The sequence below is a fragment of the Ferrovibrio sp. GW821-FHT12D07 genome, assembly GCF_058807275.1.
This window is the reverse complement of record NZ_JBXAQN010000001.1, coordinates 2,146,857-2,168,542: the sequence shown is the minus strand read 5'-3', so window position 1 is coordinate 2,168,542 and position 21,686 is coordinate 2,146,857. Positions and strand designations below refer to the sequence as shown.

Annotated in this window: 20 protein-coding genes; 10 read left to right on the top strand and 10 right to left on the bottom strand. The window is 64.5% G+C overall.

The window, feature by feature from the left end; all coding sequences use genetic code 11:
• Positions 1-98: 98 nt before the first annotated feature.
• The gene (locus tag AC1RRE_RS10760; RefSeq protein ID WP_492981130.1) at positions 99-770 is read left to right on the top strand and encodes a pyridoxamine 5'-phosphate oxidase family protein; all 672 of its coding nucleotides are present in this window, start codon (positions 99-101) and stop codon (positions 768-770) included.
• On the opposite strand, the gene pdxR is transcribed toward AC1RRE_RS10760, so the two are convergent.
• The 4 genes from pdxR to AC1RRE_RS10740 form a co-directional block, all read right to left on the bottom strand.
• Positions 754-2,205 (bottom strand): MocR-like pyridoxine biosynthesis transcription factor PdxR, encoded by a 1,452-nt coding sequence (pdxR, locus tag AC1RRE_RS10755; protein ID WP_492981129.1) that lies wholly within the window; start codon positions 2,203-2,205, stop codon positions 754-756. The two genes, AC1RRE_RS10760 and pdxR, sit on opposite strands and share 17 nt — an antisense overlap.
• Positions 2,206-2,291: 86 nt before the next feature.
• Entirely contained in the window at positions 2,292-2,972 is a 681-nt protein-coding gene (locus tag AC1RRE_RS10750) for an NnrU family protein (protein WP_492981128.1), read from the bottom strand.
• The gene (locus tag AC1RRE_RS10745; RefSeq protein ID WP_492981127.1) at positions 2,969-4,786 is read right to left on the bottom strand and encodes a tetratricopeptide repeat protein; all 1,818 of its coding nucleotides are present in this window, start codon (positions 4,784-4,786) and stop codon (positions 2,969-2,971) included. Before AC1RRE_RS10745 ends, AC1RRE_RS10750 begins: the two co-directional genes overlap by 4 nt.
• The gene (locus tag AC1RRE_RS10740; RefSeq protein WP_492981126.1) at positions 4,787-5,080 is read right to left on the bottom strand and encodes a hypothetical protein; all 294 of its coding nucleotides are present in this window, start codon (positions 5,078-5,080) and stop codon (positions 4,787-4,789) included.
• Between the two features lie 222 nt (positions 5,081-5,302).
• Between AC1RRE_RS10740 and AC1RRE_RS10735 the strand changes: the two genes are divergently transcribed.
• Genes AC1RRE_RS10735 through AC1RRE_RS10725 form a run of 3 tightly spaced genes read left to right on the top strand, consistent with a single transcriptional unit; the run spans position 5,303 to position 9,826 of the window.
• Complete coding sequence (locus tag AC1RRE_RS10735; RefSeq protein WP_492981125.1) at positions 5,303-6,913, top strand: ABC transporter permease; 1,611 nt, start codon at positions 5,303-5,305, stop codon at positions 6,911-6,913.
• Positions 6,914-6,946: 33 nt separating this feature from the next.
• The gene (locus AC1RRE_RS10730) at positions 6,947-8,494 is read left to right on the top strand and encodes a tetratricopeptide repeat protein (RefSeq protein ID WP_492981124.1); all 1,548 of its coding nucleotides are present in this window, start codon (positions 6,947-6,949) and stop codon (positions 8,492-8,494) included.
• A gap of 30 nt (positions 8,495-8,524) precedes the next feature.
• Positions 8,525-9,826 (top strand): hypothetical protein, encoded by a 1,302-nt coding sequence (locus AC1RRE_RS10725; protein WP_492981123.1) that lies wholly within the window; start codon positions 8,525-8,527, stop codon positions 9,824-9,826.
• A 3-nt stretch (positions 9,827-9,829) separates the two neighbouring features.
• Here the strand turns inward: AC1RRE_RS10725 and AC1RRE_RS10720 are convergent, their stop codons facing one another.
• Both AC1RRE_RS10720 and AC1RRE_RS10715 read right to left on the bottom strand, forming a co-directional pair.
• Complete coding sequence (locus AC1RRE_RS10720; protein WP_492981122.1) at positions 9,830-10,129, bottom strand: hypothetical protein; 300 nt, start codon at positions 10,127-10,129, stop codon at positions 9,830-9,832.
• Positions 10,130-10,232: 103 nt separating this feature from the next.
• On the bottom strand, positions 10,233-11,303 hold the full coding sequence (locus AC1RRE_RS10715) for a Fe(3+) ABC transporter substrate-binding protein (protein WP_492981121.1): 1,071 nt from the start codon (positions 11,301-11,303) through the stop codon (positions 10,233-10,235).
• Between the two features lie 233 nt (positions 11,304-11,536).
• On the opposite strand from AC1RRE_RS10715, the gene AC1RRE_RS10710 reads away from it, so the two are divergent.
• Together AC1RRE_RS10710 and AC1RRE_RS10705 are read left to right on the top strand one after the other, a co-directional pair.
• Entirely contained in the window at positions 11,537-13,114 is a 1,578-nt protein-coding gene (locus AC1RRE_RS10710) for an MHYT domain-containing protein (protein ID WP_492981119.1), read from the top strand.
• Positions 13,111-13,488: a response regulator gene (locus AC1RRE_RS10705; protein WP_492981118.1), complete on the top strand. Its 378-nt coding sequence runs from the start codon at positions 13,111-13,113 to the stop codon at positions 13,486-13,488. The genes AC1RRE_RS10710 and AC1RRE_RS10705 overlap by 4 nt, the downstream gene beginning before the upstream one ends.
• Positions 13,489-13,496: 8 nt before the next feature.
• Here the strand turns inward: AC1RRE_RS10705 and AC1RRE_RS10700 are convergent, their stop codons facing one another.
• The 4 genes from AC1RRE_RS10700 to AC1RRE_RS10685 all read right to left on the bottom strand — a co-directional run bounded on the left by AC1RRE_RS10700 (position 13,497) and on the right by AC1RRE_RS10685 (position 16,943).
• Positions 13,497-13,931 (bottom strand): response regulator, encoded by a 435-nt coding sequence (locus AC1RRE_RS10700; protein WP_492981117.1) that lies wholly within the window; start codon positions 13,929-13,931, stop codon positions 13,497-13,499.
• A 124-nt stretch (positions 13,932-14,055) separates the two neighbouring features.
• Entirely contained in the window at positions 14,056-14,865 is an 810-nt protein-coding gene (locus AC1RRE_RS10695; RefSeq protein WP_492981116.1) for an alpha/beta fold hydrolase, read from the bottom strand.
• Positions 14,866-14,867: 2 nt separating this feature from the next.
• On the bottom strand, positions 14,868-16,418 hold the full coding sequence (locus tag AC1RRE_RS10690) for a benzoate-CoA ligase family protein (RefSeq protein ID WP_492981115.1): 1,551 nt from the start codon (positions 16,416-16,418) through the stop codon (positions 14,868-14,870).
• Between the two features lie 57 nt (positions 16,419-16,475).
• Positions 16,476-16,943 (bottom strand): flavodoxin domain-containing protein, encoded by a 468-nt coding sequence (locus tag AC1RRE_RS10685; protein ID WP_492981114.1) that lies wholly within the window; start codon positions 16,941-16,943, stop codon positions 16,476-16,478.
• A 90-nt stretch (positions 16,944-17,033) separates the two neighbouring features.
• Here AC1RRE_RS10685 and AC1RRE_RS10680 point away from each other — a divergent pair, with 90 nt between their 5' ends.
• From AC1RRE_RS10680 to AC1RRE_RS10665, 4 genes are all read left to right on the top strand, one after another.
• Complete coding sequence (locus AC1RRE_RS10680; RefSeq protein WP_492981113.1) at positions 17,034-17,936, top strand: helix-turn-helix transcriptional regulator; 903 nt, start codon at positions 17,034-17,036, stop codon at positions 17,934-17,936.
• A gap of 82 nt (positions 17,937-18,018) precedes the next feature.
• On the top strand, positions 18,019-19,713 hold the full coding sequence (gene boxC / locus AC1RRE_RS10675; protein WP_492981112.1) for a 2,3-epoxybenzoyl-CoA dihydrolase: 1,695 nt from the start codon (positions 18,019-18,021) through the stop codon (positions 19,711-19,713).
• Between the two features lie 12 nt (positions 19,714-19,725).
• Positions 19,726-21,138 (top strand): benzoyl-CoA 2,3-epoxidase subunit BoxB, encoded by a 1,413-nt coding sequence (gene boxB, locus AC1RRE_RS10670; protein WP_492981111.1) that lies wholly within the window; start codon positions 19,726-19,728, stop codon positions 21,136-21,138.
• 85 nt (positions 21,139-21,223) lie between these two features.
• Entirely contained in the window at positions 21,224-21,685 is a 462-nt protein-coding gene (locus tag AC1RRE_RS10665; RefSeq protein ID WP_492981110.1) for an acyl-CoA thioesterase, read from the top strand.
• Position 21,686 lies beyond the last annotated feature (1 nt).

The window sequence follows — 21,686 nt, the reverse complement described above, 5'->3', positions numbered from 1 at the left end:
ACCGACCGGCCTGCAAACTGGCCCCATAAGTTTTGCATAAACTGGCGCTTATTCTGGAACCGCTGTCAGGGTAATCGCGTGGGTACAAGGAGTTACCCATGACCAGAACCACAGCCACGGCAACCGCCCCCTCACCCCGCATCCAGGTCAAGCGCGTCGCCAATCGCGGCCATTACGATGCCGCCGCCGTCCATGCCGTCCTCGATGCCGGCTATGTCTGCCATGTCGCCTTCACCGATCCGCAGCAGCGGCCAGTAGTGATTCCCACCGCCTACTGGCGCGAGGGCAGCCACCTCTACATCCACGGTTCGACCAAGAGCCGCATGGCCATGGCGCTGGCGACAGGCATTCCCGCCAGCGTCGCCGTCACACTGCTGGATGGCCTGGTGATGGCGCGCTCGGCCTTCCATCATTCGATGAACTACCGCTCCGTCGTCGCCTTTGGCGTGTTCGAGAAACTGGCCGACGAAGGCAAAATGGCGGCGCTGGAAGCCTTCACCGAGCGTGTCGCGCCGGGTCGCTGGCGCGATATCCGCCCACCGAACAGGCAGGAGCTGAAAGGCACCATGGTGCTGCGCATGGCCCTGGACGAAGCGGCGGCGAAAATCCGCAGCGGCCCGAACAAGGACGATCCGGAGGACATGGACATCATGGCCTGGAGCGGCGTGATCCCGTTCAGACAGGGTTTCGATACACCGGCGCCCGATCCGCTGATGAAGGCCGGCATTGCCATGCCAGACTATCTCAAGGCCCTTATCTCAGAACGCTGACCAGCCGCTGAACCGCCGCATCGAGTTCGGTTTCGTCATGAGCGGCGAAACCGAGCAGCAGGCCGCTGGACGGGCGCGTCATCGCCTGCCGTGACAGCGGCGAGACGCGCAGGCCAGCCGCCTGTGCAGCGGCGGCAGCGCTGCGGTCGTCGCGACCGTCGCGGAATTCCGCCACCACATGCAAACCGGCATCGGAAGCGCGGATGGTGAAAAGATCGCCGCCATGGCGGGCGATGGCGGCCAGCAGCGCCTGCCGCCGCTTGCGATACAGCACCCGCATGCGCCGCACATGCTGGGCCAGATGGCCTTCTGCAATGAAGGCAGCGAGAGTCGCCTGCGGCCAGGGCGCGGCAAAGCCGTCGGCCGAGACCTTGGCGCGCAGGAAGCCGTCGACCAGCGCCGGCGGCAGCACCACATAGCCAAGCCGCAGGCCCGGGAACAGCACCTTGCTGAAGGTGCCGACATAGAGAACACGGTCGCCACCATCCAGCCCTTGCAGGGCCTGCAGCGGGGGACCGCTATAGCGGTATTCGCAGTCGTAATCGTCCTCCACGATCCACAGCCCGCGCGCCCGCGCCTCGGCCAGCAGCGCCAGCCGGCGACTGAGCGGCAAGGTCATGCCGAGCGGGAACTGGTGCGAGGGCGTCAGCATCACCAGCTTGGGCGCCGGCTGCAGCCGTGACAGCCAGGCCGGATCGAAGCCCTGCTCGTCGACCGGCACCGGCAGCAGCGTCGCGCCGACGCCGGCCAGCGCCTCGCGCATGCCGATATAGCCCGGGTCTTCCACGGCCACAGCATCGCCCGGATCGAGCAGCACCCGGCCGGTCAGATCGAGCGCCTGCTGCGCGCCGGAGACGATGACGATGGTCTCGGGCGTGCACTTCACACCGCGCGTATCGGCCAGGTAGCGGGCCAGCACCTGGCGCAGGGCCGGCAGACCCTGCGGATCGCCGACGGCCAGCATCGCCTGCTTCTCCCGTCGCAGGGTCTGCATCGACAGCTTGCGCCACAGGTCGAAGGGGAACTCGCTCAGGGCCGGCTGGCCCGGCATCAGCAGCGCGGGCTGATTTGGGCGGTGCTCGGGCAGCCGGGGAAAGCGGTCGGCCCGGCGCGACAGCCGGGCGGGCCCCGGATCGGTGCCGGTGCCGATCCCCTCCGGCGGCAGGTCGGCCGAGACATACAGCCCGGCACCCCGGCGACTTTCCAGATAGCCCTCGGCAGTCAGGCGCTCCATGGCGGCAAGAACGGTATTGCGGCCCAGCGACAGGTCGACGGCCAGCGCCCGGCTGGAGGGAAGCCGCTCGCCCGGGGCCAACTCGCCCGACAGCACGGCGGTGCGGATGGCGGCGAACAGCTGCTCCTGCAGGCTGTCGCCGCCGACGGCGCGCGAGGGCCTGAACCAGCCGATAAACCGGCCTGCCGCACGACGCGTCATCAGAATTCACTCATAAGATTATATATAATACTTATATATTTGTTTTTGTTGTTAATTATTGAAGTCATTGATGTGATTTTCAGACATCAAGGATGATAAACCGGAACGCCGAACAGATTATCATGCCAGTACATAAATACCGTATAAATAATTGTTGTTATTATGATATTTAGAATTCCGACATCCGAAGCCCTGAGCCGGGTTTTGCCGCTCAAAACAGCGCCCAGCGGCAGGATCGAGGTTTTGTCCTTAAATCGTTGCCACCTATCGGGAAATTCCACGGCCCGCTTGCGATCGATGGACACCATGCCGTTCAGGGCGGTGACCAGGATCGCCCCGGCCAGCAGCCAGGTGGCGACGTCGCCATTGGCCACCATGTGACCGGCCGCCCAGAGGCTGAAGCCCCAGAGCATGGGGTGGCGGGTGATCTTGCTGAAGCCGATCACCGGGAACTCCCCCTTCAGGATCATGTCGGGTCCGGCCAGGGTCGGGCTCTTCGTGCGCAGGCTGCCGACCAGGAAGAGGAAGGCCAGCGGCATGGTCAGCAGCGGCACCAGCGCCAGGGTGGATGTGGTCTCCCAGAATTCCACATACGGCGCCTGGCTATAGGTCCAGATCAGGGCTGCCAGCGACAGCGCGCTGAACAGCGAGAACACCCCGCGATAGGCCGGCAGGCCCAGTCGCCGGACCAGCCCCGGACGAAGCGGACCGGCCACGATCACATGCAGCAGTACCCAGGCCAGGGCGGCCAGACTGAGAGCGGTCACTCGTCCTCGCTTTCCCGGCGCATGCTGCCGGACAGCCGGGTGATGGCAGCGACCGCCTGTTCGCGGTCGGCGGCACCCAGCCGGCTTTCGATATGGCGGCGATTGGGTCCGGCCTCGGCCACGCCGGCCTGCTCGGCCAGCCGCAGATAGGCCCAGGCGAGCGGCGGATCGGATGGCCGCCCCTCGCCGCGGAAGGTCATGTCGCCCAGAACGAACAGCGCTTCGGGGTTGCCCTGCTTCGCCGACCGCTCGAGCCAGCGCAGCGCACCGGTGGGATCAGGCTTGGTCCCGCCCTCGCCGTTGAACATCAGACGTGCGACCTGGAACTGCGCATCGGCATTGCCGCGCTCGGCACCGGCGCGATACCAGCGCAGCGCCGCCTTCATGTCAGGCTTCACGCCCTCGCCGGCTTCCAGATAGCTGGCGTATTTGAAGGCGCCGGCGCCATGCTTGCTTTCGGCCGCGCGCTTGAACCAGCGCACCGCTGTCGCCAGATCCTTCGGCGTGCCCTGCCAGCCCTGCTCATACCAGAGCCCCAGCCGGAATTGCGACGGGCCATAGCCCTGCTCGGCCTGCCCGGTCAGGAGCTGCCGCGCACGCGCCGGATCGGCCTTGCGACCGCGGCCGCTGGCCAGATAGGTGGCGAAATTGTTCACCGCTGCGCCATGCCCCTGCAGCGCGGCCTTCTCCCACCAGTCCATCGCCACCGCCTGGTCGGCCGGGCCGGTTTCGCCGTTGAACAGGATGAGCGCCAGCATGTTCTGCGCATCGGCCTGCCCTGCCTCGGCTGCCCGCTGCAGATAAGGCTGCGCCGCAGCAGAATCCTTTGCGCCGCCCTCGCCCTTGAACAGCATGCGCCCGGCGAGTTCCGCACCGGACACATGCCCCAGGTCGGCGGCCTTCACGGCCATCCGGCGCGCGCTCGCCTCATCCTTCTTGCCCAGCACACCGGCATTATGCAGCAGCGCCAGATTGTACCAGCCATTCGGATCGCCACCGTCGCCGGCGCGCGCAAACAGTGCTGCGGCGCGTTTCGGATCGCGCGGCGTCGCCGTGCCGCTCAGATGATAGCGCCCCAGTTCGTTGATGCCTTCGGCGAAATCGCCCTGCGCTGCTGCTTGCGCCAGCGCCAGTCCCTGCGCCGGCGTCAAGGCGCCGCCTTTCTCTTCCACAACCAGCGCCGCGAGAAAGGCCTGGGCATAGGGACTGCCCGCATCGGCGGCCTGCTGCAGCAGGGCACGGCCACGCGTCTCGTCGACGGGCACGACCCTGCCTTCAAAGAGAAGACGCCCAAGCCGATAGCGCGCATTCATCGCGCCGTCGGCAACGGCCTTTTCCATCATGGCGATGGCGTCAGTCGCCTGCGCCGGACGATTGATCAGGATCGCTTCGGCCAGATTGGCCCAGGCCGCGGCCTCGCCGCGCTCGCCGGCGGCGCGCAGCACGCGTTCTGCCTCCGGCAGATCGACCGGACCACCCTGCCCGACCAGCAGCATGTAGCCCAGGCTGTTCAGCGCGCGCGCATGGCCCTGATCGGCAGCCCGCTTGAACCATTGCCGCGCCGCTGCATCGTCGCGCCGCGTGCCGATGCTGAACTGATAGGCCAGGCCAGCTTCGAACTGCGCCTGCGCCTCACCCGCCTCGGCCCGCTTCAGCAGATCGGGCAGCGTGGTGGCTGGTGTCGCCGGCCGGGTGACCGGCGCGGAATACTGGTCGCTCGGCCGGGCCGAAACGACGCCGCCCTGTGTCAGCGCAAAAGCAAAGAGAGGGAGCGCCAGCAGAGGGGCTCGCCGGAAAGAACTGCAACGGGTCATTCAATGTCCGCGGATGTCGAAGAGGGCACGTCCGATGGGGGTCAGCTTGCAGACCAGCCAATCGGGTTTGATGGGGTTTTCGAACCAGGGTTCGGCCCAGCCGGCGCTGATGCAGGACTGGATGGTGTGGACGCTGATCTGCTGGCCATGCTCGTCGAACAGCGGCAGTTTGCCGCCGGCCTGACGCAGGCCGCGCCTCAGATAGCGCAGTTGCGCATCCGTCGGTTTGGTCTGGCCATTGCGGACGAACCGCGTCCCCTCCGCCATCGCCTGTCCTCCTGCCGGCACCAGCATAATTAAGCCCCGCCTGAGCGGCAATCGTACAATGATATCACGGCCTTCAAAGTCGTGACGGCCATCAGGTCCGGCCGGCTTGAAAGCCGGCCAATATTTGCGAACAGCTTGCAAATGGCTTAAGCAGGGGCCGTGACCGACGCCACCCTTTCCCCTCCGCCCCCGACCGCTCCCGCTGCCCGTCTGCACAGCCGGCCCCGGAGCAGGCATGGTCGCGGCTGGATGCTCTTTGCCGGCCTGGTCGCCATCGTGATCGCGGCGCCGATTCTGGCCATTCTGCTCAACCTCGCCCAGCCGGCCACCGAGATCTGGCGTCATCTGGTCTCCACCGTGCTGCCCGAGATGCTGCGCAATACCCTGTTCCTGATCATCGGCACCGGTGCGGGCAGCATTGTGATCGGCACCGGCTGCGCCTGGCTGGTGACGATGACCGAATTCCCCGGCCGGCGCTGGCTGTCCTGGGCGCTGTTCCTGCCGCTGGCCATGCCCGCCTATGTCAGCGCCTTCGTCTACAGCGACCTGCTGCAGTTCGCCGGCCCGGTGCAGACCGGCCTGCGCAACCTGTTCGGCTGGCACCGCGGCGATTACTGGTTCCCCGACTTCCTGTCGCTGCAGGGCGCCATCGCGCTCTTCATCTTCTCTTTCTATCCATACGTCTTCATGCTGGCGCGCGCCGCCTTCATCGACCAGTCGGTCTGCGTGCTGGAAGTCGGCCGCACGCTCGGCCTGGGTCCGTGGCAGCGTTTCTTCCGCATCGCGCTGCCGCTGGCGCGGCCGATGATCGCCGGCGGCGCGGCGCTGGTGATGATGGAGACGCTGGCGGAATTCGGCGCGGTAAGCTGGCTCGGCGTCCCCACCTTCACCACCGCGATCTATCGCACCTGGTTCGGCATGGGCGATGTGACGGCCGCAGCCCAGCTTGCCGGCATCCTGCTGATCTTCGTGCTGGTCGTGGTGATGATCGAGCGCGCCGGCCGCAACGCCAAGCGCTTCCACCATACTTCCGCCCGCACGCGGCCGCTGCCGCTGCGGCCATTGTCGCCGCCGCGTGCAGCCCTCGCCATCCTCGCCTGCCTGACGCCGATCGCCATCGGCTTCCTGCTGCCAGGCGGCTGGCTGCTGCATCTGGCGCTGGCCGAAGGCGACCAACACGGCATCGGCCGCCTGGCCGGTTTTACCGTCAACAGCTTTGTGCTGGCCGGACTGGCCGCCATCGTGCTGATCCTGGTGGCGCTCAGCCTCGCCTACGCGCAGCGGCTGGCGCCGCGCCGCGCCATGTCTTGGCTGATCCAACTCGCCACCATGGGCTATGCCGTGCCCGGCTCGGTGATCGCCATCGGCATCCTGCTGCCGCTCGCCGCCTTCGATCATTACATCAACAGCTGGTCCCAGGCCCTGTTCGGCAAAGGACCCGGCCTGCTGCTGACCGGCACGCTGGTCGCGCTGCTATACGCCTACCTGGTCCGCTTCCTGGCCGTCGCCTTCAACACCGTGGATGGCGGACTGCACCGTATCCGGCCGAGTCTCGATCAGGCTGCCCGGGTGCTGGGCCAGTCGCCGCTCGGCGTCGTGCGGCGTATCCATGCACCCCTGCTGCGCGGCAGCCTGATGACCGCCGCCATGTTGATTTTCGTGGATGTCCTGAAGGAATTGCCGGCCACCCTGATCGTGCGGCCCTTCGATTTCGATACCTTGGCCGTCCGGGTCTACCAGTTGGCCAGCGATGAACGGCTGGGCGAGGCCTCGACCGGGGCCCTGATCATTGTAGCGGTCAGCCTCATTCCCGTAATCTGGCTGCATGCAGCCGTGGCGCGTTCCCGTCCTGGTGAGTAAAATGGCCGGTGAGTAAAGAAGCAGGATTCCAGGATGACCAATTCAGTCAGTGATGCGCTCATGCAGCAGGTTGGTGGCACCGACCCGATCAAGGCCGCCGTCTCGCTCGCCAATCAGGGCAACCTGGATGCCGCGCAGCATATCCTGGAAACGCAGCTGCGCCTGACGCCCAACCATGCCGAGGCCTGGTTCCGTCTGGGCCAGATCCAGGTCGCACGTGGCAACTTCAAGCCCGCCGCCCAGGCCTTCAAGCGCGTCATCGGCCTGGCGCCGCAGATCGAGGATGGCTATGTGCATCTGGGCAATGCCTATCTGCGCAACGAGCGCCTGAGCCAGGCCCTGCAGACCTATCGCGATGGCCTGGCCAAGGTGCCGGGCAGCGCGCTGCTGCAATTCAATCTGGGCATCGCCCTGAAGCAAGGCGGCGACATCGACGCCGCCATCACGCATTACAACAAGGCCATCGCCCTGCAGCCGAACTACGCGCAGGTCTATTTCAGCCTCGGCAACGCCCATCGCGAAGCCGGCCGCAATGCCGATGCCGAAACGGCCTACAAACAGGCAATCGCGCTGCAGCCCGACAATCCCGACTACCGTGCCAATCTGGGCGCGCATTACGCTGCGCTGAAAAATTATGCCGCGTCGTCCGAGGAATGCCTGCAGGCGCTGAAGACCGCGCCGAACCATATCCATGCGCTGCGCAACCTGTCGCTGTCGCTCTATCATCTCGGCGCTTATGCCGAAGGCGCCGACGTCACCGCTCGCGCGCTGGCCGTCGCACCGCAGGATACCATGCTGCATTACCATATGGGCGAGATGCTCTACGGCATGGTGCGCGAAGGGACGACCGCCAAGGCGCATGCCATGGCCGAAGCCTGGAAGAAGCAGTTCCCCGAACATTCGGTCGCACAGCATATGGCGTCGGCGGTTCTGGGCGGCAACATCCCGACCCGCGCCGGCGACGACTATGTGCGCGAGACCTTCGATCGCTTCTCGGCGGATTTCGAAAGCACGCTGGGTAGGCTGGGCTACCGCGTGCCGGAACTGCTCTGCGGCGCCGTCACCGATGCACTGGGCAACCGCACTAACCTGTCCGTGCTGGATGCAGGCTGTGGCACCGGCCTCTGCGCGCCATTCCTCCGGCCGGTTTCCGCGACGCTAGTCGGCGTCGATCTCAGCGGCGGCATGCTGGCCAAGGCACGCGACCGTCGACTTTACGATTCTCTGCACGAAGCCGAACTCGGCGCTTTCCTCGATAACACGAAGGACAGCTACGACGTGACGGTTGCCGCCGACGTCTTCTGCTATTTCGGCGCGCTGGACGACAGCTTCCGTGGCATCGCCGCCCGCAGCACGCCGCAGTCGCTGCTGGCCTTCACGGTGGAAGAAGCCAAGGGCGGCGATATGCCGGCCAGCGGCTATCGCCTCGGCGCCACCGGCCGTTACCAGCATGACGCCGCCTATGTGCGCCGCGCACTGGAACAGGCGGGCTACCAGATTTTGCGCTTCGAAGAGACGCATGGCCGCGAAGAAATGGGCCAGCCGGTGCCCTGCCTTCTGGTGCTGGCGCAGCATGCCTGAGGCCGCCATGGCCGGCGACAGGCGGACGCGTTGAAAAAGCGCCTCGCCTTCATCGGCATCATCGGCAGTGCGGTGCTGCTTGGCGGCGCGATTGTCACCGTGGTGCAGCCAGACTGGCGTGCGCCGCAGGAGCCGCTGGTCAGCCGGCCGACGCCGATCCACTACCGCTACATTCCCAATTACATCCCGACCTCGCCATTCAAGCGCGAGATGAATGGTCGCTATGGACCTGAATTCCGCGAGCTGCGCGATGCGATCATCGCGCAGAGCCATGAAGGCCGCGAGCCGCTCTGCTCGACGCAGATCCTGACCGAGACGCGCGACCTGATCAATTACACCAACGCCAATGCCGCCGTGCGCGCGCGTCTGGACGATCTGCGCGCCAGCATTGATGCGCCAGTGCAGGATCATGCCTTCCAGCAGTCGGCGCAGGATGGTTCATGGGGCGGCTGCTTCAAGGCCTGGTATCTGCGCATGCATGCCAGCGTCGATCCGCTGAAGGAACTCGTCGCTGCCGGCAAGACGCCGCAATATCCGCTCGGCTTCATGGGGCCGGTGGATACGCCGGACAAGTTGCGCACCAAGCTGGAAGGCCTGCTGGTCTCCGATGTTCCGAAGAACGGCGTCGACCAGCGTAAGGAACTGAATCTCACCATCACCGGTCTGGCGCAGCTGCTGTTCATTCCGGAACTGGCGGCGCAGCTTCCAAAAGACATACCAGCCGCTGCATTGGCAGCCACGCTGCAAGCCTTCCTCGACAAGACGGCGCAGAATCCGGAGACCGGCTTCTGGGGCGCCTGGTACATGGTCGATGGCGAGCTGCGCAAGACCAACGACCTCAGCATCACCTTCCATGCGATCAGCTATCGTCCCAACGATCCGCCGCATATGAAGGAACTCGCCGATACGCTGTTCGCCATTCGCACGACGCGCTACCCCTACGGCTGGCGCGACCAGGGCACGCAGAACAACCACCATGCCTATGACGTGGCGCGCCTGCTGCGCCGCGCCTGGCCGCATATGACGGTCGAGCAGAAGGCGCGCTCGGCAGCCGAACTGACCATCATGGTGGCGCGCTCGCTGAACGTCTCAATCCATGCCGACGGCACCTTCGACGAGACGCCCTATGACAGCGCGTCGGAGGCCTATTACTTCGGTGTGTCATTCCTGGACGAAGTCGGCTTCTTCCGCTCCAGCCGCCGCTTCTGGACGCCGATGGAAGTCAGCAATCCGGACTCGCTGCGCACCGTGCTGCTGGCCAACCTGCGCAAGCTGGACCAGCGCAATGCCATGGTCGGCGCGGCGCTGCGCAAACTGGAAGCCCGCGACTGACGTTTAACGCCGCGCCGCCATGCTGCGACCCATGTCGCTGGCCTTGACCTCCAGCGCGTCGAGGCGGTTGTTGATCTCGACAAGGTCGGCCGCGACGATTTCTGTATCCGTCGCCAGCGAGGCGATGGCATTCACCGTCGCCACCGAGACGCGGTCGAGGTTTTCCTGCACCCGCGCATTCTCCGCCATCTGGCCGCGCATCACCTGCATGCTGCCGAAATAGCCGCCGATCATGCCGCCGCCAAAGGAGAAGGCCAGCATCGCCGCCAGCATGATCAAGGTCCGGTTGCCTGCATGGGTCATGGTCTGCATCCTGTTCGAGACATGACGCCATTCTAACCCAGTCGGAGCCACGAAAAAGGGCGGGGTTTCCCCCGCCCTTCATGTTTCGTGACCGTGGTCCGGCTTATTTCCAGCCCGCACGATCCATCAGCTTCAGCGCGGCTTCGTTGTTGCGGCCGAACACAGCGGCATTGATCTGGTCTTCCTTGAACTCGGCCCAGGACTGGATCACCGGATGCAGGGCCACATTGGCGATCACCGGGAATTCGTAGTTGCCCTTGGCGAAGTAGCCCTGCGCCTGCGCCGAGGCGAGGTATTCCAGGAACTTGATGGCATTCGCCTTGTTCGGGGCATACTTGGCCACGCCGGCGCCGCTGATGTTGATATGGGTGCCGCGATCGCCTTGGTTGGGGAAGACCACCGCCAGGTTGGCCACCACGGCGCGATCCTCGGCCTTGGACGAGTTCAGCAGGCGCGCGAAGTAATAGGTGTTGGAGAGCGCCACATCGCCCTCGCCCGCCGCCACCGCCTTGATCTGGTCGGTGTCGCCGCCCTTCGGGGCGCGGGCGAAGTTCTGCACCACCTGCTTGGCCCAGGCTTCCGTACCCGTCTCGCCCAGCGTGGCGATCATCGAACCGGTCAGCGACTGGTTGTAGACGTTGGTGGAGGAACGGATCAGCAGGCGGCCCTTCCACTTCGGATCGGCCAGGTCCTCATAGCGGGTCAGTTCGCCCGACTTCACCTTGTCCTTGTTGACCACGAAGATGCGGGCGCGCTTGGAGAAGCCGAACCAGTGGCCATCGGGCTCGCGCAGATGGGCCGGGATGGCCTTTTCCAGCGCGGCATTCTTGATCGGCTGCAGCAGGCCGTTTTCCTGAGCGCGCCAGAGGCGGCCGGCATCGACGGTGATCAGCACGTCGGCCGGGCTCTTGTCGCCTTCGGCCTTCATGCGCTGCAGCAGCTGGTCCTCACCGGCTTCCAGGCGGTTGATCTTGATGCCGGTGGCCTTGGTGAAATTCTCGTACAGGGCCTCGTCGGTGTCGTAATGGCGCGAGGAATAAAGGTTGAGCACCTTGTCCTGGGCCTGGGCCGAAACCGGCAGACCGGTGCCAACCGCGGTGGCTGCGACGGCGCCCAGCGCGCCCAGCAGGGTGGCGCGGCGGGACAGGGTGATTTGGCGGAGAATGGTGAGCATGGTGCGCTCCTGACGGCAGCTTTTGTGAATATGAGAATGACTAGCAGCCGCAACCTATCACCCACCCCAAAGCCCCGCAAGACTGCATAAAATTCCTATAAACTGATTGTGACATCCCCGTCCGCCGGACGCCTGCCGCCCCTACCTTTCACAGGCAGGTTACCGAAAAAACCATTCGACGGGACCGCAACTTGCTGTATTCAGCCCTCTCGTCGTCTTGGATTTCCCTCCGCATGCCCGTCGTCGACCTGCCATATCTCTCCAACAGACTGACCGAGTCCTACCAGCTCGAACTGGTGCTGCTCAGTCTGGCCACAATCTTCTTTGCCAGCTTCACCGCGCTGACCCTGGCCGACCGCATGCGCGCCACGCAGGGCATAAGCCGGTATGGCTGGCTCGCCAGCGCCGCCATCGCGCTGGGCGGCGGCATCTGGGCCATGCATTTCATCGCCATGCTCGCCCTCGATGTCGGCATGCCGATGCATTACCGCAGTGGCCTGACGCTGCTCTCCATGCTGGTCGCCATCGCCGTGGTCGGCTTCGGCATGGCGCTCGTCGCCTTCCGCAACAACCGCCTCTCCGGCCTGCTGCTCGCCGGCGTCATCACCGGCCTTGGCGTCAGCGCCATGCATTACACCGGCATGGCGGCGATGGAGATGGGCGCGATGCTGCAGTGGAATCTGCCGCTGGTCATCCTCTCGATCTTCATCGGCATCGCCGCCGCGACAGCCGCGCTGTGGCTGTCCAACCAGTCGAAATCGCTGACCTTCAAGCTGGTCGCCGCAACCCTGATGACCGTCGCCGTCGCCGGCATGCATTACACCGGCATGGCGGCTGCCAGCTTCCTGCCCACGCATGGCTCGCTGGTTCAGCCCGAAGGCATGTCGCCGGAATTCCTGGCCATCACCATCGCCGCCGCGTCCTTCGTCATCCTCTTCCTCGGCCTGCTGGCCGCCATGTTCGACGAGAACATGGCCAACCGCGCCCAGGCCGAGGCGATCCGCCTGCGCGTGCTGAACGAGCGGCTGGAAAGCATGGTGGCCGAGCGCACCGTCGAGCTGGAGGAAGCCCGCGACCACGCTGTGCGCGCCAGCAACGCCAAGACCGACTTCCTCGCCAGCATGAGCCACGAACTGCGCACACCGCTGAATGCCGTGATCGGCTACAGCGAAATCCTGCTGGAAGAAGCCCGCGAGCAGGACGCCATCAACGATACCGAGGTCGGCGATCTGGAAAAGATCAACACTGCCGGCAAGCACATCCTGGCGCTGATCAACGACATCCTCGACCTGTCCAAGATCGAGGCCGGCAAGATGGAAATCGCCGTCGAGCGTACGCAGTTCAAGGACCTGCTCGATGATTCCATGGCGGTCTGCCGCCGCCTGCTGGATGCCAACAACAACAGCTTCACCCTGAACAACCGCAGCGAAATCACCCAGCTGGATACCGATGTCACCAAGCTGCGGCAGGCCATCATCAACCTGCTGGGCAATGCGGCCAAGTTCACCCGCGATGGCAAGGTGTCGCTCGACACCCGCTCCTTCCAGCGTAACGGCACCGACTGGGTCGAGATCGCGGTCAGCGATACCGGCATCGGCGTGGCGCCGGAATTCCAGACCGACATCTTCGAAGACTTCCATCGCGGCGACAGCAACACGGCGCGCCATCATGGCGGCACCGGCCTCGGCCTGGCGCTCAGCCGCCGGCTGATCCGTCTGCTGGGCGGCGACATCACCCTGACATCCGTGCCCGGTCAGGGCTCGACCTTCACCATCGCGCTTCCTGCGAGGATCGAGGGCACGGCGCCATGACCAAGCTGCTGATCGTCGAGGATAATGCGCTCAACCGCGACATGCTGGGCCGGCGGCTGGCCAAGCGCGGCTTTGATCTCTGCTACGCCGAGACCGGTGAGATCGCGCTGGAAGTCGCGCCGCGCGAAAAGCCCGATCTGGTGCTGATGGATATCGGCCTGGGCGAAGGCATCGATGGCCTGGAAACCACGCGCCGCCTGAAGGCGCTGCCCGAAACCGCCGCGACGCCGGTCATCGCGCTCACCGCCCATGCACTGGCGACCGATCGCGAACGCAGCATGGAAGCCGGCTGCATCGATTACGACACCAAACCGGTGGATCTGGTGCGCCTGCTCGTCAAGATCGAAGCCGCGCTCAAAAATCAGCAGGCTTGATCGCCGCCTTAATCCGCCGCAATGGCATTCGTGCTGTTGCGGGTGGCCGACAGGATATCGCGCAGCGTGGTGAGCGACACCGGCTTCTGCAGCACGCCGGCGATGTTCAGCCCCTTGGTGCGGCCGATCTCGACGGCGGCGCGGGCGAAATTCGGATTATGGCCGGTGATGATGAAGATGGCGGCGCGGCTGCGCTGTTCGGCCAGCCAGACGATCAGCTCGATGCCGTCTTCATTCGGCATCACGATGTCGAGGCAGATGATCGCCGGCATGACATCGGGATACGCCGCCTTGAACGCCTCACCGCTCTGAACCACGGTGGCGACAAATCCGGCTTTTTCGGCAACGCGCTGAACAAACTCGCCGAAGTCACGATGGTCATCGACCACCAGAATCCGATCCGGCTGTGGCTTGGCTGCAGAGGTGGTAGCGGTCTCGACCATGCCCTCTGTTTAGAGAGTATTTGCTCTCGCGTAACCTTATTTCACGTAAATGTGTCCGGCTATACACGCAGGCTGACGGTACATCCTGACGTCGCGAAAGCCGATGCGGACTCAGCCAGAAGGGCTATTCCGCAGCGACAAGGCGCCGGCAGAATCGGTCGATCGCCCGTAAACTCGAGTCGGGCTGGTCGCGCTGGGGGGAGTGGCCGCAGGCTGGCAGCATCAGCGTCTCGGCCCCCTGCCCATTTCTGGCTCTCGCCTTGATGCTCTCGACCTGCGCGGCCGTGCCGTATTCGTCATCCACGCCCTGGATCACTTGCACCGGTACGGCGATGCGATCGACATAGCCTTCGATATTCCAGCGCATGAAATCCGGATCGAGCCAGGCATCGCACCAGCCGCGAAACGCGCAATCGACATTCTCGCCGTGATACTTCGCCAGCCGCTGACGCAGGTCGCCCTCGGCATAGGCCTTGCCGGCAGCGCGGATCGAGGTGACGGAAACCTCTTCACAGAAAACATGCGGCGCCATCGCGGTGACGCCGAGCAGGCCGTTGCGCTCACCAGAGCCGGCATAGATCAGCGCAATCGACGCACCATCGGAATGGCCGACCAGGATATGGCGCTGGATGCCGAGCGCGGACAGCAGCGCGGGCAGCACCGCCTCGCCTTCATGATGCATGTAGGTCAGCGGTCGCGGCAGCGTGCAAGGATCGGAGCCGCCATAGCCGATGCGGCTGTAGACCAGCGCCGGCAGGCCGGTCGCCGCGGCAACGCTGTCGGGGAAATCCTTCCACAGCGCGACAGAGCCCAGACCTTCATGCAGGAAGACCAGCACCGGCAGCGCTGCATCGTGCAAGACGCTGCCACGATGTCCGATCCAGCGATACTCGATGCGGCCGGCCGAAATCTGAACGGACTGCAGGCCGCTCATCTTCAGGCCCGCAGCTTGAAGCGCTGGATCTTGCCGGTGGCAGTCTTGGGCAGTTCGGGCACGAATTCGATCCAGCGCGGATATTTGTACGGCGCGAGACGATCCTTCACGAACATCTGCAACTCGCCCACCAGCGCCTCTTCCGCCGTGAACTCCGCCTTCAGCACCACATAGGCCTTGGGCTTGATCAGTTCGTCGGTATCGGCATGGGCGACGACGGCGGCTTCCAGCACCTTGGCATGCGCCAGCAGCGCGGACTCGACCTCGAACGGCGAGACCCAGATGCCGCTGACCTTCAGCATGTCGTCGGAGCGACCGCCGTATGTATAGTAGCCATCCTTGTCGCAGATGTACTTGTCGCCGGTGCGCGTCCACGGACCGTGGAAGGTGTTCAGGCTTTTCGCACGGTTGTTCCAGTAGGCCACCGCGCAGGACGGGCCGCTGACCAGCAATTCACCGATCTCGCCCGGCGCCACATCCTTGCCGTTCTCGTCCACCACGCGCAGGTCGTAGCCCGGCACGGCCTTGCCCGTCGTGCCGTAGCGCACTTCGCCCGGCCGGTTGGACAGGAAGATGTGCAGCATCTCGGTCGAGCCGATACCATCCAGAATCTCGACGCCGAACAGCTTCTCCCAGCGCTTGCCGATATCCTCAGGCAGGGCCTCGCCCGCCGAGACACAGCGCCGCAGCTTCGCCGAACCGCTGTCCCTGGTGATGCTCTGGTCGGCGAGGATGCCGCCGTAGAGTGTCGGCACGCCGTAGAAGATGGTGACTTGATGATCCTTCAGCCGCTTCATCACCGCGGCCGGCGTCGGCCGTTCGGCCATCAGCACGCCGGTCGCGCCCACATGCAGCGGGAAGGTCATGGCGTTGCCCATGCCATAGGCGAAGAACAGCTTGGCCGCCGAGAAGACGACATCGTTGTCCTGGATGCCCAGCACGTCCTGCGCATAGAGCACGGCCGTGTGCACCAGATCGCCATGCAGATGGACAGTGCCCTTGGGCGAACCGGTCGAGCCCGAGGAATAAAGCCAGAAGCCAATATCGTCCGGTGTGGTGGCGGCCGCCTCAAGCTGATCGGACTGTTCATCCAACAGTTTGGCCAGTGGCGTCACTGTCGGCGGCACCTGCCCCGAGATCAACACCTTTTCCAGATAGGGCTGGTCCGAGATGATCGGACGGAAGCGTTCCATCAGCGCATCGGAGACGGCCAGCACCACGGCACGGCTGTCACGCAGCATGAAATCATAGTCGGGCGTGGTGAGCAGCGTGTTCACCGGCACCGGCACAGCGCCGATCTTCATCGCGCCGAAAAAAATCGCCGGGAAATCGATGCCGTCCAGCAGCGCGATCAGCACGCGCTGCTCGGGCTTCACGCCCTGCGCCTTCAGCAGGTTGCCGGCGCGATTCACCCGCGCGGCGAGATCGGCGTAAGTGTAGCTGCCCTTGTCGTCGATGAAGGCGGTCTTCGCCCCGCGGCCTTCGGCGATATGACGATCGACGAAATGCGTCGCCGCGTTATACCGGCGCGGCAACTCCAGAAAGCGCGGCATGATTTCCTCCCGGGGAAATATCTTTGTCTGTTTGCCGCCCGCTATGTCTGCGGACTGTTATGCGGCCTTGGCCAGAGGCGCGACCTGCTCGGCCCATTCCACAGCCCAGGCGATGCCGTCTTCTTCCGGCAGCGAACCGCCCGAGGCGTTATGCTGCATGCGCTCGCCGACAACGGATGCATTGAGGCTGCGCAGCGCATCCTCGAACTGCTTGCCGCCGTGATTGAAGGTGTCCTGATAGGTCGTGTCGCCCAGGCCGATGATGCCGACATACTTGCCGGTCAGGTCGGGCCGCACCGCCAGCAGGTCGGACAGGAAATCGCGGGCATTGTCGGGCACGTCGCCCTGCCCGTAGGTCGAGGTGACGATCAGGAAGGCGCCCGGACGCTCGAACGTGCCGGCCTTCAGGTTGTCCATCAGCAGGATGTCGACGCTGTGGCCCTTGCCCTCCAGCGTCTTCTTCACGTCGCCGGCCACGATCTCGGCGGTGCCGGTCATGGTGCCGACCAGAATGGAAACCTGCATGGACTGACCTTTCCTCAGACTGCTATCGAGCCCGAACTATAACGCATCATATACTGGCGCTCCAGTATAATTTGCACTATAGTGCATCACATGAGCGAGACCCGGGACAAAACCGCCCCTGAAGACACGGCCTTCCTGCAGGTGGTGGGCGAACGCGTCCGCAATGCCCGCGCCCGCCGCGGCATGAGTCGCAAGATCCTGGCGAAAGACTCTGGCGTTTCCGAACGCTATCTCGCGCAGCTTGAAGGTGGCGCCGGCAATATCTCCATTCTGCTGCTGCGCCAGATCGCGCGCGCCATGGACCTGCCGATCACCGACTTCCTTGGCGACCGCGCGCAGATCGGCGTCGACCAAGCGCTGCTACTGCGCCAGATCGAAGACCTCTCGCCCGAACAACTGCAGGAACTGCAGAGCTTTGTGCGCGACCGCTTCGGCGTGGCGCCCGGCGTGAAGCGGCATATCGCGCTCACCGGCCTGCGCGGTGCCGGCAAGACCACGCTGGGCAAACAACTCGCGGCGGCCTTCGGGCTCCAGTTTGTCGAGATGGCCAAGGAAATCGAGGCCGAAGCCGGGCTGTCGTTGAACGAGATTTTCGATCTCTATGGCCAGTCGGCCTATCGCCGCTTCGAACGCCGCGCACTGGAACGCGTCACCGCCGATCCCGGCCCCAAGGTGATCGCCACCGGCGGCAGCCTGCCGTCCGAGCCCGGCACCTACGCCCATCTGCTGACTTATTGCTTCACCATCTGGCTCAAGGCCGCGCCCGAAGAACATATGGGCCGCGTCGTGGCCCAGGGCGACATGCGGCCGATCACCGGCCAGTCGGAAGCCATGGCCGACCTCAAGCGCATCCTCACCCAGCGCGAGGCGCTCTATGCCCGGGCCGACATGGCCTTCGATACCGCCGGCAAATCGGTGGAATCTGCTGCAGCCGAGTTGGGGGCCGCTTTGAAGGCGCATCCCGCTTGGCTGGCCCGGGAGGCCGCCGAGTAGCAGGCGAATAACTGCAAGATAGTTCTTGCGACCTCCTAATTGTGCATTATAATGCAGAAACAGTTCAGGGAGGATTGCCCCAATGGCCGAACAACTCAACGGCACCCATGCCCAGGAAAAGTCTTTCTTGGTGGATTTCCGCACCGAGCCGGCCCAGTACAAACACTGGAAGCTGACCTTCGATGGCCCCGTCGCCACCCTGGCGATGGACGTGCGCGAAGATGGCGGCCTCCGCCCCGGCTACGAACTCAAGCTCAATTCCTACGATCTCGGCGTCGATATCGAGCTGCATGATGCCGTGCAGCGCCTGCGCTTCGAGCATCCCGAAATCAAGTCGGTGATCCTCACCTCGGGCAAGGAGCGCATCTTCTGCGCCGGCGCCAATATCCGCATGCTCAACCAGTCGGCCCATGGCTGGAAGGTCAACTTCTGCAAATTCACCAACGAGACCCGCAACGGTATCGAAGACGCCACCGCTGAGTCGCAGCAGACCTATATCGCCGCCGTGAATGGCCCCTGCGCCGGCGGCGGCTACGAACTGGCGCTGGCTGCCGACTACATCCTGATGGCCGATGACGGCAACACCTCCGTCTCGCTGCCGGAAGTGCCGCTGCTGGCCGTGCTGCCGGGCACCGGCGGCCTCACCCGCCTGGTCGACAAGCGCATGGTGCGCCGTGACCGCGCCGATTTCTTCTGCACCATCGAGGAAGGCATCAAGGGCAAGCGCGCCGTCGACTGGCGTCTGGTCGACGAGGTCGTGCCGCGCACCAAGCTGGCCGAAGCGATGCGCGAACGCGCTGTCAGCCTGGGCGAGAAATCCGACCGCCCAACGAACGCCAAAGGCATCGCGCTGTCCAAGCTGGACCGCAAGATCGACGGCGACACCATCCGCTACAGCCATGTCGAGGCCAAGATCGACCGCGCCAAGGGCATCGCCGAGATCACCGTGCATGGCCCCAAGGATGCCGTCCCCGCCTCCATCGACGCCATCCAGGCCCAGGGCGTCAACTTCTGGCCGCTGGCCTTTGCCCGCGAGATGGACGACCTGATCCTGCATCTGCGCACCAACGAAGAGACCACCGGCATGTGGGTGTTCCGCAGCCAGGGCGATGCCGATCTGGTCGCGGCTTACGATGCCGCGCTCGAAACCTATAAGAGCAACTGGCTGGTCCGCGAAATCCGCCTGTTCCTCAAGCGCGTGTTCAAGCGCGTCGATGTCTCTTCGCGCTCGACCTTCGCGCTGATCGAGCCCGGCTCCTGCTTCACCGGCACCTTACTGGAATTCGTTGTGGCGTCTGACCGCGCCTACATGCTGGATGGCCAGATGGAAGGCGACAACCGTCCGCCGGCCACGCTGCGCCTCACCGAGCTGAACTTCGGCGCCTATCCGATGGGCAACGGCCTCAGTCGCATCGCCAGCCGCAACCTGGACGACCTCTCGCGCGTCGATAGCATCAAAAAGCTGATCGGCCAGGACCTAGATGCCGAAGCGTCTGACGAGGCCGGCCTCGTCACCTTCACGCCCGACGACATCGACTGGGAAGACGAAGTGCGCATCGCCATCGAGGAACGCGCCGCCTTCTCGCCCGATGCCCTCACCGGCATGGAAGCCTCCTTGCGCTTCGGCGGCCCGGAAACGATGGAGACCAAGATTTTCGGTCGCCTCACCGCCTGGCAGAACTGGATTTTCCAGCGTCCCAACGCCGTCGGCGAACAGGGCGCGCTCAAGCAGTACGGCACCGGCCAGCGCGCCGCCTACGACCGCAAACGCGTCTAAGGGAGAACGATCATGGCTATCGACTACAGCTCATTGATCCCGAACAACGTCAATCTGTCGGACAATCGCCGCCTGCAGCGCGCGCTGGAAGAATGGCAGCCGAAATTCCTCGACTGGTGGGGCGATATGGGCCCCGCCGGCTTCCAGGCGCGTGAAGCCTATCTGCGCACCGCCACCAGCGTGGACGCTCAAGGGTGGGCGCAGTTCGGTTATGTGAAGATGCCGGATTACCGCTGGGGCATTTTCCTGGCCGAGCCGGAAGCCGGCCGCAAGATCAACTTCGGCGACCACAAGGGCGAAGATGCCTGGCAGGAAGTGCCCGGCGAATATCGCGGCGTACTGCGCCGCCTGATCGTCACCCAGGGCGACACCGAGCCGGCCTCGGTGGAACAGCAGCGCCTGCTGGGCCAGACCTGCCCCTCGCTCTACGACATGCGCAACCTCTTCCAGGTCAACGTGGAGGAAGGCCGCCATCTCTGGGCCATGGTCTACCTGCTCGATGCCTATTTCGGCCGCGACGGCCGCGAAGAAGCCGAAGCGCTGCTGCAGCGCCGCTCGGGCGATGAAGACAAGCCGCGCATCCTCGGCGCCTTCAACGAGGCAACCCCGGACTGGCTCAGCTTCTTCATGTTCACCTTCTTCACCGATCGCGACGGCAAGTTCCAGCTCGCCTCGCTGGCCGAGAGCGGCTTCGACCCGCTGTCGCGCACCTGCCGCTTCATGCTGACCGAGGAAGCCCACCACATGTTCGTGGGCGAGACCGGCATCAGCCGCGTGATCCAGCGCACCTGCGAGGTCATGCGCGACTTCAAGACCGACGACGTGCGCAAGCATGGCGTGATTGACCTGCCGACGCTGCAGAAGTATCTGAACTTCCACTTCTCGGTCTCCGTCGATCTGTTCGGCTCGGAAATCTCGACCAACGCCGCCAACTACTACACCATGGGCATCAAGGGTCGTTTTGATGAGACCCGCATCGACGACGACCACAAGCTGACCGACGCGGCGTACAAAGTTCTTGAGCCTCACGGCGACGGTTTCCGCGAGAAGGAAGAAGCCGCCCTGATCTCGCTGAACGAACGCCTGCGCGACGACTATGTGGCCGACTGCGCCCGTGGCGTGATGCGCTGGAACCAGGTGATCAAGCGCCACGGCATCGACTTCGAGCTGAAGATTCCGCACCGCGCCTTCCACCGCCAGATCGGCCAGTTTTCCGAGATGCGCGTCGACCCGCAGGGCAAGATCATCAGCCAGGCCGACTGGGACTCCAGGCATCACAGCTGGCTGCCCACCGAGGACGACCGCCTCTATGTCATCAGCCTGATGAAGCCGGTGACCGAGATCGGCAAATATGCCGGCTGGATCGCCCCGCCGGCGCGCGGCATCAACAACCAGGCGGTCGATTTCGAATACGTCCGCCCGTAAAACGGTTCCCTCCCAGACAAGGGCGTCCGGATTCAGGTCCGGACGCCCTTTTTTTTGCCCGACGGCCTCCGTATCATCCCCGCCCATGAGCGATTCAAAGACGTATACGCCTGACCGCCCCTTCTCCGTCCCGCGCATCGTGCAATGGGGCGAATGCGATCCGGCCGGCATGGTCTACACCACGCAGTTTCTGGATTACGTGATGGAGACGCTGGAGGCCTTCTGGCGCGAGGTGGTGGGCGTCTGGTTCCTGCGCCTGCACAAGGAATTCGGCCTTGGCGCGCCAACGGTCAGCACCCGGCTGGATTTCCAGCGCGCGCTGAAAGGCGGCGATCCCTTCACGGTCGAGTTGCGCATCGAGAAGATCAGCCGCTCCACCATCACTTTCGACATCAAGGGGCGCAACACGGCCGGCGAGGTCTGCTTCACCGCCACGCATGTCTCCTGCATCGTCGATGAGAAAATCCTGAAATCCGTGGAGATCCCGGACATGGTCCGTAATCCCATGGAAGCCTATCGCAAAGCCACGACGGCAGCGGGGGAATAAG

Excerpts from the sequence above, each read along its gene's own strand:
- AC1RRE_RS10760 (WP_492981130.1), top strand. The coding sequence starts at position 99 with ATGACCAGAACCACAGCCACGGCAACCGCCCCCTCACCCCGCATCCAG.
- pdxR (WP_492981129.1), bottom strand. The coding sequence starts at position 2,205 with ATGACGCGTCGTGCGGCAGGCCGGTTTATCGGCTGGTTCAGGCCCTCG.
- AC1RRE_RS10745 (WP_492981127.1), bottom strand. The coding sequence starts at position 4,786 with ATGACCCGTTGCAGTTCTTTCCGGCGAGCCCCTCTGCTGGCGCTCCCT.
- AC1RRE_RS10740 (WP_492981126.1), bottom strand. The coding sequence starts at position 5,080 with ATGCTGGTGCCGGCAGGAGGACAGGCGATGGCGGAGGGGACGCGGTTC.
- AC1RRE_RS10735 (WP_492981125.1), top strand. The coding sequence starts at position 5,303 with ATGCTCTTTGCCGGCCTGGTCGCCATCGTGATCGCGGCGCCGATTCTG.
- AC1RRE_RS10730 (WP_492981124.1), top strand. The coding sequence starts at position 6,947 with ATGACCAATTCAGTCAGTGATGCGCTCATGCAGCAGGTTGGTGGCACC.
- AC1RRE_RS10720 (WP_492981122.1), bottom strand. The coding sequence starts at position 10,129 with ATGACCCATGCAGGCAACCGGACCTTGATCATGCTGGCGGCGATGCTG.
- AC1RRE_RS10715 (WP_492981121.1), bottom strand. The coding sequence starts at position 11,303 with ATGCTCACCATTCTCCGCCAAATCACCCTGTCCCGCCGCGCCACCCTG.
- AC1RRE_RS10710 (WP_492981119.1), top strand. The coding sequence starts at position 11,537 with ATGCCCGTCGTCGACCTGCCATATCTCTCCAACAGACTGACCGAGTCC.
- AC1RRE_RS10705 (WP_492981118.1), top strand. The coding sequence starts at position 13,111 with ATGACCAAGCTGCTGATCGTCGAGGATAATGCGCTCAACCGCGACATG.
- AC1RRE_RS10700 (WP_492981117.1), bottom strand. The coding sequence starts at position 13,931 with ATGGTCGAGACCGCTACCACCTCTGCAGCCAAGCCACAGCCGGATCGG.
- AC1RRE_RS10695 (WP_492981116.1), bottom strand. The coding sequence starts at position 14,865 with ATGAGCGGCCTGCAGTCCGTTCAGATTTCGGCCGGCCGCATCGAGTAT.
- AC1RRE_RS10690 (WP_492981115.1), bottom strand. The coding sequence starts at position 16,418 with ATGCCGCGCTTTCTGGAGTTGCCGCGCCGGTATAACGCGGCGACGCAT.
- AC1RRE_RS10685 (WP_492981114.1), bottom strand. The coding sequence starts at position 16,943 with ATGCAGGTTTCCATTCTGGTCGGCACCATGACCGGCACCGCCGAGATC.
- AC1RRE_RS10680 (WP_492981113.1), top strand. The coding sequence starts at position 17,034 with ATGAGCGAGACCCGGGACAAAACCGCCCCTGAAGACACGGCCTTCCTG.
- boxC (WP_492981112.1), top strand. The coding sequence starts at position 18,019 with ATGGCCGAACAACTCAACGGCACCCATGCCCAGGAAAAGTCTTTCTTG.
- boxB (WP_492981111.1), top strand. The coding sequence starts at position 19,726 with ATGGCTATCGACTACAGCTCATTGATCCCGAACAACGTCAATCTGTCG.
- AC1RRE_RS10665 (WP_492981110.1), top strand. The coding sequence starts at position 21,224 with ATGAGCGATTCAAAGACGTATACGCCTGACCGCCCCTTCTCCGTCCCG.